The organism is Streptomyces sp. 147326, from assembly GCF_045000215.1.
In the GTDB taxonomy this organism is placed as follows: domain Bacteria; phylum Actinomycetota; class Actinomycetes; order Streptomycetales; family Streptomycetaceae; genus Streptomyces.
Genome location: NZ_CP134201.1, coordinates 4,248,268 through 4,263,602, shown reverse-complemented (window position 1 = coordinate 4,263,602; position 15,335 = coordinate 4,248,268). Strand labels below are relative to the sequence as shown.

Here is a 15,335-nt window from a genome sequence, read left to right as displayed (position 1 = left end):
TGTTTCCGCCGACCCGTCCGAACGGGGACAGGCTGTGCGGGGATCGCGGTTGCTTGACCGGAGACCACCTCACTATCGATGTCCTGCGGTACCCGGACTCAAGACTTCCGCCCGGGCGATCCTGATGGCGCTTCAACTCCTCCGTTCTTCCCTCAGTGATCAACTGCTTACCAAACGGGAGAGACTGCGAACTGCGGGTTACTGCGCTTACTGCTGTACTGCGGGAACTGCATTCACTGGGGTACTGCTGGTGCTGCTGGTACTGCTCACGGCGGCCCCTGATCACTGCGGGCCACCCGGTCCGGTCGTCAGTCCCGTCGCCGTCGTGCAACAACCCTGGCTTCGGAACTCCACCACCGCACCGTCATGCGAACTGCAACTGCGCTTACTGCTGCCCGGCAGTTCGTCTCTGCCAGGCCCTGCGGTCTCTCTGGGCTACGAGAGAAACCATAACCACGCCACCGCGCAATGTCTACTCTGGCCGTCGTAGATTTTCGTTCCCGCCGAGGAGAGCTAGACCTTCTAGGTCGGCCCAGGATGCGCAGAGCAGCCTGCACAGCAGGTCAGGGGCTCGGGAGGTTCGCAGCCGAGCGCGTGGGGTCCCCCACATCTCGTCGATTGGCGTCGTGCTTCGACTGCTCTTCGATCCCTTCCTTGAGACCTGAACGCGATGCCGCGCGAGGCTTCCTCGACCGTCTTCGTCAGCCGGCGATGGCCAGAGAAGCCGCAGACGCCGTGGTCTTGGTCGTGTCCGAGCTCGCCGCGAACGCCGTGCGCCACGGCGGGGGCACCTGCACCTTGGAACTGACGGCCTACGCGGAGAGCATCGAGGTGGCCGTTCACGACTTCAGCCCGCACGCGCCGCGTATGCGCACCCCTGACCTGTACGGCGGTACCGGTGGATTCGGCTGCCCATGGTCAACCGCCTCGCCCGAGGGGCCGCTGTCACCCGTCGGGCCTCCGGCGGGAAGGCGGTGAGTGCTCTTCTCGACCGGTAGTCCTCCCGGTCGAGAGAACGGGACGACCGGTGCATAAAATCGGCTCCCATGTCGAAGCCTGACGAGCTGCTCGTTGACGTTGCCACCCTGGTGGAGTCCGGGCAGAGCAATCAGATGTCCCTGACCGTTGTCACCGGTGGCGCTGTCATCACCGGTCGGCTGGCACCCGAAGCCGTGTGGAGGCAGCGGGTGTCGGAGGTCCTGACGGACTCCGCCCGCCTGGGCGAGTTCGCCGCCATCTTCACCACCACGACACCGCAAGAGGGGCCGCCCACCCATCTGCACTTCCATGTGGCCCGCATCCTTCAGGGCACGGTGGGGATCCCGGAGACGGGTGGGATGTACCGCGTCTCGATCGCGGATGTCAGCGCCTGGACCATGGGCGACTTCAGCTACTCCGACCACTGACCCGGCGTCCCGTAAGAAACCGGGATGCCGAGCCTCGCGGAAGCCTGCTGGAGCGGGCTGAGGACGCGCGTGGGCACGGCGGCCCGGGGGAGGCCGCGGCAGGTGAACCCGAGCTGGGTCATGGCCCGGAGGACTTCACCAGCGCTGAAGTCACGGCGGTCCTGCCGAGTCATGACCTGGCCGACCTGCTTGACGGGGTAGGGACGGCGCCCGATGGTCACTGATTCGCCGACGACCTGCTCGGGCTTGGTGCCCTTCATCGACTTTAGGATGGCATCTGACCTGCGTATATGGCGTTCCCGGCGGATTGCCGGGTGGGTCGGTTCGTGCCCCTTCGGAGCGGTGTTCACCGCTCCGAAGGGGCACGGACGGGGCACGGGCCGGTTTGCGGTGTGGACGGCGGCGCGCCGTACTTCGGGACTTCCCTCTCAGCGCCCCCGGCCCCAGCTAGCCGGCTGGTCCGGGAGTCTCCCGATCCGGCGCCGGACAGCCCGGGCTGCGGGTCGCGGCCCAGCGTGTGGGCCCGGGTGTACGAGGCCTCGGCAGCCGCCAGGTCGCCGCGCCGGCGCTGGATCCCCGCGGTCACGTAGACCGCGTCCGCTGCCATGCGGGTCTCGTACGGCAGCAGCTCCGCGCAGGTCACGGCGGCCTCGTCGTCCAGCCGGGCCGGCCCCTCGGCCCTCGGCGAGCAGGACGCCGCTCTGCGCGACCGTGCTCATGGCCAGTAGGTCGGTGCTGCCGCAGCGGCGCGCGATCGCGGCCATCTCGGAGGCCTTCTGGGCGGCTTCGGCGAACGCGCCGCGTTCCTGGGCCTCCTCGGTCTCGACCAAGACGAGGTGGCGCCCAGCTTGCCATCGGTCATACGGGCGAGACCATCGAAGCGAGGAAGGCCCCGCCATGACCGACTGCGGTGACTAGTCGTCTTGGTTCTGCTGCTCCACGCCTTGACGATGCGGGGTGGCCTCGTCGCGCATCGTCCGGACAGCCCCAGGAGCTCGTGCAGGACGAGACGAGGTCCCTCAGCCATGGCGGTGCCGCAGGCCGTTGTGTGCCTGCGGCACCGCTCGGGCGTCGGGGTCAGGACGGGTCGCCGTACTGGAGGCCGCGTCCGTTGGTGCCGACATAGACGCGCCCGAAGGTGTCGGGATCGCCGGCGATGACGCCGACGCCGCCGATGCTGCCCCATTGGTGGGCGTCGTCGTTGACGCGGAGCCAGGTGGCGCCCTTGTCGGTGGAGCGGAAGACTCCGGTGACGTCCTTGACGGTACCGATCAGGTACAGGGCCTGGTAATCGGCGCCCGGTGCGGCCTTGCCGAAGCCGAGCGCGGAGCCGGACCGCACCGTGGTGAGCGTGGTGAAGGTGCGACCGCCGTCGGTGGAGTGCAGCAGCCCCTTGTCGCCGCCGGAGATCCACAGGTCCCCGGCGATGCCGGGGACGGCCGCGAGCCGGCCGGCGGGCAGGTTGGTGGCACGGGCGGTGAAGGTCGCGCCGCCGTCGGTGCTGGCGTAGAGCGTGCCGTCGGCCAGTGAGTAGAAGGTCTTGGCCGAGGAGCGGTCGGCGACGACCACGGCTCCGGTGCCCAGGCCGCTGACCTTCGACCAGCTCGCCCCCTTGTCGGTCGAGCGGTACGGGGCCTGACCGGCCTCGGTCCAGACGATGGCGGAGCCGTCCGCCGAGAGCGCGACATGACCGCTGTCGGCGCTGCCCACCGGCTCCGACTTGAAGCCGTTCCAGGTGCTGCCGCCGTCGGTGGAGTAGGCGCCGTCCTGCGCGCCGCCACGGCCGACGCGAACCATCGCCGAGGGATTGGACTGGGCGAAATCGATGTCGGTGCTGGTGATCATCATCGGGTTGTCCAGCCGCCCGGCGGGCACCTTCGTCAGGGAGTCGTGGCGGAAGCCGCCCAGGTCACCCATGGCGGAGATGACGGTGGCGCCGCCGGGCGGGGCGACCACGTCCATCAGCGAGGTCTCCTCCAGCCCCCGGGACCCCACGATCCAGTGGCTGGTGCCGCCGTTGTCGGTGGCGTTGGCGTCCTTGCTGCGCCAGATGCCGCTGCCGGTGCCGTACAGCACGTGCCCGGAGTTGAAGGGGTCGATGGCCAGGGCGGTCATCCAGTGCCCGATGCCGGTACCGACGTAAGGCGCGCCGGAGGCGTCCCGCTCAGATTTCGCGGCCTGGGCCTTCCAGGTCGTGCCGCCGTCGGTGCTCCGGTACAGCTCGTCCTGGGGCCACCACCGGTGGAGGGTGGTGACCATCACCGTGGACGGCTTCTGCGGGTCGACGGCCAGACCGGAGAACCCGTAGTTGCCCTGGGACGGGGAGACGTTCTTCCACGCCCCGCCGGCCGGCGTGTACTTCCACACCGAACCCGCCGTCGCATCGGCGATGGAGTTGGCGTACGCCAGGTACAGCGAGCCGTCACCGGAGACCACGCCGTGCTGCGGCATCTCGCCGGTGGGCTGCCCGGAGACGGCCTGCCAGGTGCTGCCGCCGTCGGTGGAGCGGTACAGGGAGGTGGACTTGTCGGCGACGCCGACATAGACCGTCCTGCTGCCGGCCGGGCCGTACGTCACGAAGGTGACGCCCGCGCCGCTGCTCGCCCCGTCCTTGACGGGGAACGAGGAGACCTGACTCCATGTCACGCCGTGGTCGGTGCTGCGCCACAGGCCGTTCTTGCGGGTGCCCAGCAGCAGGGTGCCGTTGTCCGCGGGATTGACCGCCAGCCGCTCGCCCGCTCCGCGGCCGTATTCGTTGGCGCCCAGCTTGAACGGCAGAGCGGTGCGCTGGAAGGTGCGGCCCCGGTCCGTGGAGCGCAGGAGCTCGGCGTTGCCCGCCCAGCCGTTGGTGTAGGTGCCCGCCGCGGCGTAGAACCGGTTGGGGTCGACGGGGTCGGTGGCCAGCGAATCGATGCCCAGCAGGTTCCAGTCCTTCTCGCCGACCCAGTCGGTGAGCGGGATCCACTGCTCGGCCGCGGCGTCCCAGCGGTAGGCGCCGCCCATGTCGGTGCGCGCGTACAGCAGACCCTTCTCGCGGGGGTTGAACACCAGCCCGGTGACGTAACCGCCGCCCACCACTTGGGCGTTGTTCCACACATACGGTCCGGTTCCGGTCGCCTGGGTCTTGGCCGTTCTCACCAGCTTCCACTGCTGGTTGGTGCTGCCCTTGCCGTGGTACTGGATGACTGCCGCGCCGTCGGCCGTGGACTCTCCGAAGACGTCCAGGACCCGGCCGCTCCTGCGGGAGGTGAAGGTGACGGCGTCGGACCCGTTCACATCGTCGATCCGCCACTCCTGGGACGTGGAAGAGCTGTCGGTCTGCTGCTCTGCGGCGGCGGCCTGGGCGGTCGAATCGCCCGCTATGCCGAGCACTTTGCCGCTGTTGCGGTTCACCAGCTCGTAGTAGCCGTCCCCGGTGGGTCTCAGCTTCCACTGCTGATTGGCGGTGTTCTGGTCGGTCCACTGCTGGATACGGGTGCCGTCGGCGGTGGAGAAGCCGTTGACGTCCAGCACCTTGCCGCTGCGTACGGAAACCAGCCGGTAGTAGGCATCGCCGTCGACCGTCGCGGCTTGTGAGTCCTCCTGCACGAACAGGAGATACGGCACGACGATGGCGGGGACGCCGAGCAGCAGGCTGGTCGCGGTCCAGCGACGACGGTGACGCCCGCGGCGCCCGCCGTTCGTGGGGTTCTTCATGGGGAGTGTTCTCCTTGCATGCCACCAGAGGAAAGTGGATCCAGCTACCGGAACGGCCCGATCCGACTCCTTGTGGTAGCAGGCCCCGCAAAGGGTTGCCCTGATCCGAAATCTTTTTCAGGTCACCCAGTGGTGCGGTAAGCGTCGATCAGTGGCCGGGTGACACTGGTGCCCTTGGTGTCAGACGATGACGACGGCGTCCGCCCTGGCCGTTCCGTCGGTCTTGAACGGGCCGTCCGCGAGTTGGCCGCCGACTACCCGAACGCACCCAGATGTCCGTGGGAGTCGGCCATGGAACACCCCCGACAAGCCCACAACGCGCGGTACCGGGCCCTCCAAGTCGGCGCGGTCCCCGGTCCATTGATCCAAGGCACAGGCTTTGGCCGCATACCCTTGCCGACGCCAAGGTGCGGCGCCGTACGCGGCGGATCGCTCCCCTGAGGGAGGTTGGAATGGGGCTCATGGATGCGGACCACGCGGGGCTGGTTGTCGCGGCGCAGGCCGGTGACGATCGGGCGCGCGAGGCGCTGATCGCCGCGTACCTGCCGTTGCTCTACAACATCGTCGGGCGAGCGCTGAGCGGACATGCCGACGTTGACGACGTCGTCCAGGAAACCCTGCTGCGCGTGGTGCGCGACCTGCCTGCCCTGCGTGCCCCGGAGAGCTTCCGGTCCTGGCTGGTGTCGATCACGCTCCGCCAGATCAATACCCACTGGCACCGGCAACGAGCCTTCGCCGACCGGACCACGGTCATCGACGAGGCACTCCAGATGCCGGACGCCGACGCCGAACCTGAGGACCTGACGATCCTGCGTCTGCATGTGTCGGACGAGCGCCGTCAGGTTGTCGAAGCCGGCCGGTGGCTCGACCCGGACCATCGGGTGCTGCTGTCGCTGTGGTGGCAGGAATGCGCCGGCTCGCTGAGCCGTGATGACATCGCCGCCGCGACGGGGCTCACTGTCGCCCACGTCGGAGTACGCCTGCAACGCATGCGCGAGCAGCTGGAACTGAGCCGGACGATCGTCGCCGCGCTGGAGGCCGACCCGCGCTGCCCGCAGTTGGACGAGACCGTCGTCGGCTGGGACGGTCTCCGTGCATCGGTGTGGCGCAAGCGGATCGCGCGGCACACCCGCGGCTGCCCGGTCTGCATGGCGACTACGACAGAACGGGTTCCGGCCGCACTGCTGCTCCTCAGCCTTGCGCCGCTGGCCGTCCCGGCCGGACTCATCGCCGCGCTGGCCGCCAAGGGCCTGCTGTCGGGTACGGCCGCGAGCGCCGCCGGGCTGGCCACGGCACACGTCGCCGTCGGCACGGCGACGGTGGGAGGCGGTCTGCACAGCTCGCTGATCGGCAAGCTCTTCGCGGTCACCGCTCATCCGGTGGCGAGCCTCGCCACCGGCGCGGTGCTCATCGCCGGGACCGCCACCTACGCGACCTGGCCCGAACCGGCGCACCGGGTGCCCGGCGTCATCGCCGCTCCCACGGTCGGCAACCCCACGCCGATCCCGTTGCGCACCACCACGTCGGCCGGACCGTCCCCCGTGAGTCCGTCCCCCGTCGCAGGCACTGTTCCGCTGGGCGCACAGTCGCTGGAGTCCGTGGACGAGCCCGCCCTGTACCTCACGTATGCCGATGACTTCGCGACGCTCGGCCGAGTCTCCGCGTCCAGCAGCGCACAGACACGGCAGCGGGTCACCTTCACGGTCGTCGGGGGGCTGGCCGACACACGGTGCGTCACCTTCCGCGCCGCCGACGGCCGCTATCTGCGCCATCGTGACCTGCGGCTACGGCTGAGCACCAACGACGGCAGCGAACTGTTCCGTGAAGACGCCACCTTCTGTCCGCACCCCGGGGCGGTCACCGGGTCGGTAACCCTGCACGCGCACAACTACCCCGGATCGGCCCTCCGCCACCGCGACGGCGGCATCTGGCTCGATGGCTCCGACGGCACTCAGGCCTTCACCGGCCAGGCTTCCTTCATCATGCGCAGGGCCTGGGCTACCGCTCCCTGAGCATTTTGGACCGAGTCGCGCAGTGACAGCTGGTGATCCTGCACCACGATCCTGCACCACGCCGTTCCCAACCCGGCAGTGAGCCGAGTGCTGCGCCGAATCCAGCTTCGATCCGCATTCATCGACGGCTGCCTCGCCGGGACCGGCCTGAAGGATGATCACCGCAACCGCCACCGATACCACTCCAAAAACCTTCACTGATGATCGGGGCGGCGCGCCCTTTCCACAGCGACGACCAGACCGCGGAGCTTGGCATAACGCTTTTTGCCTGCGAGATGCAGCACTGAGCAATCGTCCGGACGGCGCGACTTTTCTGTTACGAGACCGCGAGTTCGGAGGCCTCCACTTTCGTGGGGTGCCTTCCCGCCGCTCACCATGACGTGTCGGCGTGGGAGGTTCCCCGACTTCCCCCGTTGACGCATCCCCTGAAGAAGGCCCCTCCAATGACGCGACACACCCACGACCCCCGGGCGACCGGTGCGCAGGAACGGCGCCACGTCCTGCACCGCACCCACCCCGCGGCGGATCAGGCCGTACCGGCCGATGCGCGCACGATCACGGCACCCAGGGTGACCCGCGACCCCCGAGGAGAATCATGAAGGGCCTGCACCGGATCGGCCGGCGTCGCCGAACACTGACGATAGGACTGACGGCCGCGGCGATGGTGGCCGGTGTCGTGACGCTCCTCCCCAGCTCCGCCGGAGCCGCGAACCTGGGTACGCAGGCGGCCCCCTCGGGCAGGTACTTCGGCACCGCTGTGGCCGCCGGCAGGCTCGGCGACTCGACGTACGCCAACATCCTGGACCGGGAGTTCAACATGATCACCCCGGAGAACGAGATGAAGTGGGACGCCATCGAACCGTCCCGCGGCAATTTCAACTTCGGCCCCGCCGACCGGATCGTCAGCCACGCGACCTCCCACGGGCAGCGGATGCGCGGGCACACTCTGGTGTGGCACTCCCAGTTGCCCACCTGGGTCAGCGGCATCACCGACGCCGCCACGCTGCGCAGCGTGATGAACAACCACATCACCACCCAGATGACCCACTACAAGGGCAAGATCTACGCCTGGGACGTGGTCAACGAGGCGTTCGCCGACGGCTCCACCCAGCACCGCAGCTCGGTGTTCCAGAACGTGCTGGGCAACGGCTTCATCGAGGAAGCGTTCCGCACAGCCCGGGCGGCCGACTCCTCGGCCAAGCTCTGCTACAACGACTACAACATCGAGAACTGGTCGGATGCCAAAACCCAGGGCGTCTTCAGCATGGTCAAGGACTTCAAGTCCCGCGGCGTGCCGATCGACTGCGTCGGCTTCCAGAGCCACTTCGGCACCAGCGGCCCGCCGCCCAGCTTCCAGACCACCTTGTCCAACTTCGCCGCCCTGGGCGTTGACGTCCAGATCACCGAGCTGGACATCGCCCAGGCGTCGTCCACCCACTACGCCAACACGGTCAAAGCCTGCCTGTCCGTGGCCCGGTGCACCGGCATCACGGTATGGGGCATCCGTGACAGCGACTCCTGGCGCAGCGGCGACAGCCCCCTGCTGTTCGACAACAACGGCAAACCCAAGGCCGCCTACACCGCCGTCGTGAACGCCCTCAAGGCCACGGGCGGGACGACCGGCGGGACCCGTACCGGGGAGATCAAGGGCGCGACCTCCGGTCGTTGTATCGACATCAACGGCTCCACCACCGTCAACGGCACCCAGGCGCAGCTGTGGGACTGCAACGGACAGACCAACCAGCGCTGGACCTATACCTCCAGCAAGCAGCTGAAGATCTACGGCAACAAGTGCCTGGACGCCATGGCCAAGGGCACCAGCACCGGCACCGCGGTGGTCATCTGGGACTGCAACGGCGGCGCCAACCAGCAGTGGAACATCAACACCAACGGCACGATCGCCGGCGTCCAGTCCGGGCTGTGCCTCGACGCCATCGGCGCGGCCACCGCCAACGGCACCAAGATCCAGCTGTACTCCTGCTGGTCCGGTAGCAACCAGCAGTGGACCGGCCTGTCCGGGACGTCGACCCCGACAACGCCCGCGCCGACGGGCGGCACGTGCGCTCTTCCGTCGACGTACCGGTGGACGTCGACGGGTGCGCTGGCGCAGCCGGCGAACGGGTGGGCCTCGCTGAAGGACTTCACCAACGTGACGTACAACGGCAAGCACCTGGTCTACGGGTCGAACTTCTCGGGATCTTCGTACGGCTCCATGATGTTCGGTCCCTTCACGAACTGGTCGGACATGGCGTCGGCCGGCCAGTCCGGCATGAGCCAGGCTGCGGTGGCGCCCACACTGTTCTACTTCGCGCCCAAGAAGATCTGGGTGCTGGCGTACCAGTGGGGCGCGTGGCCCTTCATCTACCGCACGTCGAGCGACCCCACCAACCCCAACGGCTGGTCCGCGCCACAGCCGCTGTTCACCGGAAGCATCCCCCGCACGGACTCCCCCACCGGCCCGATCGACCAGACCCTGATCGCTGACGACCAGAACATGTATTTGTTCTTCGCCGGTGACAACGGCAAGATCTACCGAGCGAGCATGCCTATCGGAAGCTTCCCGGGCAACTTCGGCTCCTCGTACACGACGGTCATGAGCGACACGCCGGACAACCTGTTCGAGGCGCCACAGGTCTACAAGGTCAAGGGCCAGAACCAGTACCTCATGATCGTTGAGGCGAGGGGCGCGAACGGGCGCTACTTCCGCTCGTTCACGGCCTCCAGCCTGAGCGGTGCGTGGACACCGCAGGCCGCCGGCGAAAGCAACCCCTTCGCGGGCAAGGCCAACAGCGGTGCCACCTGGACCAACGACATCAGCCACGGTGACCTGGTCCGCAACAACCCCGACCAGACCATGACCATCGACCCCTGCAACCTGCAGTTCCTCTACCAGGGCAAGTCCCCCACCGCGGGCGGCCCCTACGACCAACTGCCGTACCGGCCGGGTGTCCTCACCCTGCAGCGCTAACCTGCCCGGTCCCCTGTGACCGCGATGCGGGGCGGCCTGCCAGCGCGCAGACGAGCGGTTTACGGCACGGGCAACTCCACCTGCTGACCGATACTCACCGCCTCGAGGAACCCCAGCCGTGCGTCGGCTGGGGTTCCTCTCTTTTGTGGACTTCATCGCGGGTACGGACCGAAGCACTACGACGCCACCGCGCGGCGTCGAGCTGTTGGTCGGTCCAGCGGCGCGCGGCGAAATGGAACGGCTCTCCGCCCACGACGCGCAGTCCGTTCCCGATCCCCCGCCCAGTGAGCGGGCCCGTACGGGACGCAGCTGCCCGGCCGCCCCGGGGGACCCGCCGCGCGCCCGCTTCCGTGTCATCCCCGGTGGGAACCGTCGGCAACCTTTTCGCATCCTGCGGCGACCAAGCAGTGCACCTCGACTCGAATCTTCGAACGGACGGACATGCAGACTGCACGGCAGGCCGCGCGGCAGCGCAGGCGTAGACACAGGCTGATGACGGGAACGACGGCGCTGACCGCCGCGGGCATCCTCGTCTGCCTGGTGACGGCCATGCTCCCCGGCCCCGGCCCCGGCCCCAAGGCCGAGACCGGAGCCGACGTGGCGGCCCCCGCCGCCACCCACCCGGAAGCCACGCCCTCGACCCCGACGAGTTCCGCGCCCCCGACGGACAGCTCGCATGCCGCGGCAACCGCGACCGCGGCCGTCGGTACGACCACCGCGGCGCCACCGCCTTCGGCGAAGGCAACCCCGCAGGCGGCGTCCAGCACGGCACCGTCGGCAGGCCGCATCCAGCCCGGGACCACCTACAAGGGCGTCGCCACCGCCTACGCCGCCGGCGACGGCAACGGCGCCTGCCTGTTCGGCCCGAGCGACGACCTCATGATCGCGGCGATGAACACCACCGACTACGAATCGTCCAGGGCGTGCGGCGCTTACGTGCGCGTCCGCGCCGCGAGCGGCGCCTCGATCACGGTCCGGATCACCAACGAGTGCCCGCTGCCCTGCGCACCCGGGCAACTGGACGTCAGCGAACAGGCCTTCGCCAAACTGGCCGATCCCAAGCTCGGCCGTATCCCGATCACCTGGAGCCTGCTGAGCCCCCAGACGTCCGGCACGATCTCCGTCCGGTACAAGGCCGGGTCCAACCCCCACTGGTGCGGCATCCAGGTGATCGACCACCGGAACCCGGTCGCACGGCTGGAGGTACGGACCACCAAGGGCTGGCGGAGGCTGCCTCGTACCGACTACAACTACTTCCTCTCCGCCGACGGCAGCGGGTGCGGCGGCGCGATGAGGATCACCGACATCTACGGGGAGCAGCTGACGGTCGACGGGACCGCGCTGCTGCCGAACGTCGCACAACCGACCCGGGTCCAGTTCGCCCCGCACTGACACCGCACCGCGGCCGGGCGGCGGCTGGGATACCGCCGCTTCGGAGCGCCCTGGGTGTACTGGCCACTGTTACGCTGCGCGCCGGATGTTGACGCACACATTTGCGGAGGGGGCGACCGAGGGACATGGTCCTCGATGACGCGTCCGCGGAGTTCCACGACTTCTTCGAACGCCACTACGCCGAACTCGCCCGGTTCGCCCATCTCCTGACGGGCGAGGCGGACGGTGCCGACGATCTGGCCGCGGACGCCCTGATCGCACTGTGGCAGCGCTGGGACCGGCTGCGCCAGGCCGAGTACCCACTCGCCTACGCGCGTGGAGTGGTCGCCAACCTGGCACGGTCACGGATCCGCAGCGCGGTTCGCGAGCGCCGCCGGATCGCCCTGTTCTGGTCCCGCGGCGCGGAGCCGTTGGATGGCCCGGACGCGGCCGCCGTGGTGGATGTGCGTACTGCTCTCGCCCGGTTGCCGTTCCGGAAGCGGGCATGCGTGGTCCTGCGGCACGCCTTCGACCTGTCGGAGAAGGACACCGCTCTGGCGCTCGGAATATCGGTCGGTACGGTGAAGAGCCAGACCTCGAAGGGGATGGCCGAACTGGAACGGATACTGGGCAGCACAGGAGCAGCCGGGGAACTGTTGGCGGGGAGGAGGAGCCGTTGAACGAGGAGCTCACCGGGCGGCTGCGCGCAGCCGCCGAGGCCCACCGGCCCGACCGCGCCCGGATCCTGGCACGCGTGGAACGCGGCATGTCCGGCGCCCCCGCCGGTCCCCGCGAGTCATCAGGCACGAGGCCCTGGCCCAGGGTCGCGCTCGCCTCCCTCGCCGCGGTCGGCATTCTGGCGGTCGGTGGTTTCGCCGTCGCCGCCATCGTCCAGTCCCCGCCGGCCCGGCCGGACATCTCGGCCACCCCCGCCGCGCCGTCCACGCCGTCCGCGCCGTCCGCGCCATCCGCGCCCGGGACTCCCCACCCGACGCCGTCGGCGCCCACCACCGGTAGCCCGACCGCGCCGGACCGCCCGTCCTCGACGAGCCCCAGCCCTGCGACGTCAGGCAGCGCGGGCCCGGCCCGGCCCGGCAGCGCGCACGTCCAGGACGGGCCCCTGTGGTCGGCCGGCTCCTTGGACGCGGGCAGCAACACCTACTGGGCGCAGAGCAACATCACCCTCAAGACCACCCAGACGCTCACCGCACTCACCATGGAACTACGCATCACGCAGACCGGCGGAGTGCAGAGCACCGGCAGCTGGCGGACGCTGCCCGCCGACGACTTCACCGTCACCGTGCAGCACGAGGGCGGAGCAGTGGTCTACCGCTGGACTCTCAAGCCGGGCCGCACGGTCCCGGCCGGACAGCATGTCTTCGCCGGCCAGTACAACCACGCCGCCGGCGAACGCGAGGCCAAGCACGACGGCTACCGCGTCGACGCCAACGGTCCCCGCGGCGCACTCTCGGTCTGGGGCGGCTTCACCCCGACACGATGAGGCCGTGCCCGTAGCCGGGTCGAAGCCACCCACGCACCTGCGCGCCGCCCGCCCCACCCTCGCCGAGCGCTGTGTGGTCCCGCTTCCCTGGCCCGTGGGCGGACGGCGATTTCATGTGCGGGATACAACGTCGGCGCACGCTGGTGGAGTGGTACAGCCCGCAGCCGGAGTCCCGCGGGGACGCCGAACGGCTGGCGGAGGCCGTCGTAGGACTTGCCTTCGACGGCCTCCGCACCGCGGTGTAGCGGCTTCGCGCGGAGCTGCTAGCCGATCTGGGCGACGTTGCAGGCGCCGAACACCACGGGCGAGCGGCGGCCGGTGTCGTTCAGGCAGAGCCCGGTGCCCACCTCCTTGATCTCCCAGTGGTCGCCCTTCTCACCGCTTTGGAAGATCCACGTGAAGGTGGCGCAGCTCTAGCCGTTGGCCTGGATGAGGGAAGCGCCGTTGTAGACCGATCCGCCCTGTGCGCCGAGGCGGCTCCGGGGTCCGCGCTCGTCGGGCACCTCAACTCGGTGCTCTCTTCGGCCGTGATGGCCAGGGTCTTCTGGTGGTACCTGCGCCGCCAGGGCACCCAGCTGGACGAGGCCAAGGGGCGGGCGCTGACCGCCGAGGCCGCGCGGGCCCGGCAGGCGGAGCGGATCGCGCACCACCGGGCCCTGCACGACACCGTGCTGGCCACGCTGACCACCATCGCCGCCGGCCGGGTGGACGCCAACGCGCCCTTGGTGCGCGAGCGGTGCGCCCGCGAGGCCGCGTACCTGCGGCGGCTGATCCAGCGCGAGGACGACCCGGAGGCCGCCCGTGCGGAGGCCGCCGAGGTGGCCGTCGGGACCGCGCTGGAGGAGGCGGTGCACTCGGCCGAGTGCCTGGGCCTGAAGGTCACCGCCCAGTACCGCGAACTGCCGGCGGTGCCCCGCCCCGTGGCCACCGCCCTCGCGGCCGCCGTGTCCGAGGCCCTGAACAACGTACGGTGCCACGCCGAGACCGGACAGGCCTTCCTGACGGCCGTCGGGGTGGGCGAGGGCGTGTCCGTCACGGTGGTGGACCGGGGCGCCGGCTTCGACCCGAGAGCCCCGGGGGGCGGCACGCCGGACGGGTCCGGGGCCGGGACCGGGCTGCGGCGCTCCATCCACGCCCGGCTGGCCGAGATAGGCGGACAGTCCGAGATCGACAGCGCCCCCGGCGAGGGCACCAGCGTGCAGCTGCGGTGGCCCGCGTGATCACCGTGGCCGTGGTGGACGACGATCGGATGCTGCGCGAGGGCCTGCCCTCCTGGCTGGCCGGGGTGGAGCGGTTACGGCTGCTGGCCGCGGTGGAGACGGTGGACGAGCTGCTCGCGGTGGGCGGCCGGCCCGCCGACGTGGTGCTGCTCGACCTGGTGCTGCGCGACGGCTCCGTCCCCGAGGAGAACGTCCGGCGGCTGTGTGCGGCGCGCAGCCGGGTGCTGGTGATCAGTACGGTCGCGGACCGGGCTCGGATCGTCGGGACGGTGGCGGCCGGGGCGGACGGCTACCTCACCAAGGACCACTCCCTGGAGACGCTGGTGGGCGCCGTGGAGGCGGTGGCCGGGGGCGGTACGGCACACTCCGTCGAGCTGGCTTTCGCCTGGGCGCACGACACCGGCCCCGCCCGGCCGCAGCTGGCGCCGCGCGAGCTCCAGGTCCTGCTCGACTACGCCTCCGGGCTCACCCCGAAGGCCACCGCGCGGCGGGCGGGCGTCAGTCCGAACACCGCCAAGTACTACCTGGACCGGGTCAAGGAGAAGTACCAGCGGGCCGGTCGCCCGACGTACACGAAGATCGACCTAGCCCTGCGGGTGCGGGAGGACGGGCTGAGCCCTCGGGACCGCCCCCGGCACCGCCCTTAGCCGCAATGCCGGTGACTTGGCCCCCGTCCTGCCGGGTGATGGTGACGGTGGCCGGCGTGGGTGGTGGCCTACCTGCTGCGTGGGTGACCATCCGGGTCACGCCAAACGAAAGCGTCAGCAGGATGGCAGCGCCGTGCAACAGCCCTCACATGATCGCGACGGCACAGGTAGTGGCGCGCAACGTGCTGAGGGAAAAGCGGAAGGTGAGGCAGTCGAAGCTGATGCCGACTGTCCTGGTCGTCGATGTCAGCGGCACCGATTTGCCGGATCTCAGGTGTTGGGGCGATGTGTTCGGCCCCATGTGGGAGCCGACGAACGAGTTCGTCGCGCTCGCGCCGATGACCATGACGAGGTTGAGTCGCGAGCCGAACCTGAGTTTCTCCATCAACCCCTACGCCGACCTCCAAACCGTCCACGCGATCACGGAGACCACGATGCCGTGTGCTCTGTTCACGGGCCTGTCTGACTGCGTTGCGAAGCGTCGGTCGCCCGGATCATCGTGATGGGTTCGCGA

General features: G+C 69.6%; 13 protein-coding genes and 1 pseudogene. 11 read left to right on the top strand and 3 right to left on the bottom strand.

Features of this window, described 5'->3' with window-relative positions; translation table 11 throughout:
- Nucleotides 1-654 precede the first annotated feature (654 nt).
- Both RIU97_RS19170 and RIU97_RS19165 read left to right on the top strand, forming a co-directional pair.
- Nucleotides 655-998 (top strand): annotated as a pseudogene (locus RIU97_RS19170) (ATP-binding protein).
- A 48-nt stretch (nucleotides 999-1,046) separates the two neighbouring features.
- Nucleotides 1,047-1,406 (top strand): hypothetical protein, encoded by a 360-nt coding sequence (locus RIU97_RS19165; RefSeq protein WP_031143209.1) that lies wholly within the window; start codon nucleotides 1,047-1,049, stop codon nucleotides 1,404-1,406.
- Here RIU97_RS19165 and RIU97_RS19160 read toward each other — a convergent pair.
- The 3 genes from RIU97_RS19160 to RIU97_RS19150 form a co-directional block, all read right to left on the bottom strand.
- Nucleotides 1,391-1,714, bottom strand: a complete 324-nt coding sequence (locus RIU97_RS19160; protein ID WP_404962878.1) for an SCO5918 family protein — start codon at nucleotides 1,712-1,714, stop codon at nucleotides 1,391-1,393. The two genes, RIU97_RS19165 and RIU97_RS19160, sit on opposite strands and share 16 nt — an antisense overlap.
- 38 nt (nucleotides 1,715-1,752) lie before the next feature.
- On the bottom strand, nucleotides 1,753-2,049 hold the full coding sequence (locus RIU97_RS19155; RefSeq protein ID WP_404958366.1) for a hypothetical protein: 297 nt from the start codon (nucleotides 2,047-2,049) through the stop codon (nucleotides 1,753-1,755).
- A 434-nt stretch (nucleotides 2,050-2,483) separates the two neighbouring features.
- Nucleotides 2,484-5,102: an RICIN domain-containing protein gene (locus tag RIU97_RS19150; protein WP_404958364.1), complete on the bottom strand. Its 2,619-nt coding sequence runs from the start codon at nucleotides 5,100-5,102 to the stop codon at nucleotides 2,484-2,486.
- A 452-nt stretch (nucleotides 5,103-5,554) separates the two neighbouring features.
- Between RIU97_RS19150 and RIU97_RS19145 the strand changes: the two genes are divergently transcribed.
- From RIU97_RS19145 to RIU97_RS19105, 9 genes are all read left to right on the top strand, one after another.
- The gene (locus RIU97_RS19145; RefSeq protein WP_404958362.1) at nucleotides 5,555-7,114 is read left to right on the top strand and encodes a sigma-70 family RNA polymerase sigma factor; all 1,560 of its coding nucleotides are present in this window, start codon (nucleotides 5,555-5,557) and stop codon (nucleotides 7,112-7,114) included.
- Between the two features lie 595 nt (nucleotides 7,115-7,709).
- A complete protein-coding gene (locus tag RIU97_RS19140; protein WP_404958360.1) occupies nucleotides 7,710-10,082 on the top strand; it encodes a non-reducing end alpha-L-arabinofuranosidase family hydrolase in 2,373 nt (790 codons plus the stop codon).
- 492 nt (nucleotides 10,083-10,574) lie between these two features.
- A complete protein-coding gene (locus RIU97_RS19135; RefSeq protein WP_404958358.1) occupies nucleotides 10,575-11,474 on the top strand; it encodes an expansin EXLX1 family cellulose-binding protein in 900 nt (299 codons plus the stop codon).
- Nucleotides 11,475-11,599: 125 nt separating this feature from the next.
- Nucleotides 11,600-12,133 (top strand): SigE family RNA polymerase sigma factor, encoded by a 534-nt coding sequence (locus RIU97_RS19130; RefSeq protein ID WP_404958356.1) that lies wholly within the window; start codon nucleotides 11,600-11,602, stop codon nucleotides 12,131-12,133.
- On the top strand, nucleotides 12,130-12,954 hold the full coding sequence (locus tag RIU97_RS19125) for a hypothetical protein (protein ID WP_404958354.1): 825 nt from the start codon (nucleotides 12,130-12,132) through the stop codon (nucleotides 12,952-12,954). The genes RIU97_RS19130 and RIU97_RS19125 overlap by 4 nt, the downstream gene beginning before the upstream one ends.
- A gap of 113 nt (nucleotides 12,955-13,067) precedes the next feature.
- Nucleotides 13,068-13,199 (top strand): hypothetical protein, encoded by a 132-nt coding sequence (locus tag RIU97_RS19120; RefSeq protein WP_404958352.1) that lies wholly within the window; start codon nucleotides 13,068-13,070, stop codon nucleotides 13,197-13,199.
- Between the two features lie 267 nt (nucleotides 13,200-13,466).
- Nucleotides 13,467-14,174, top strand: coding sequence for a sensor histidine kinase (locus RIU97_RS19115; RefSeq protein WP_404958350.1), 708 nt, complete (start codon nucleotides 13,467-13,469; stop codon nucleotides 14,172-14,174).
- Nucleotides 14,171-14,821: a response regulator gene (locus tag RIU97_RS19110; protein WP_404958348.1), complete on the top strand. Its 651-nt coding sequence runs from the start codon at nucleotides 14,171-14,173 to the stop codon at nucleotides 14,819-14,821. Before RIU97_RS19115 ends, RIU97_RS19110 begins: the two co-directional genes overlap by 4 nt.
- Nucleotides 14,822-14,970: 149 nt before the next feature.
- Nucleotides 14,971-15,324, top strand: a complete 354-nt coding sequence (locus tag RIU97_RS19105; protein WP_404958346.1) for a hypothetical protein — start codon at nucleotides 14,971-14,973, stop codon at nucleotides 15,322-15,324.
- Nucleotides 15,325-15,335 lie beyond the last annotated feature (11 nt).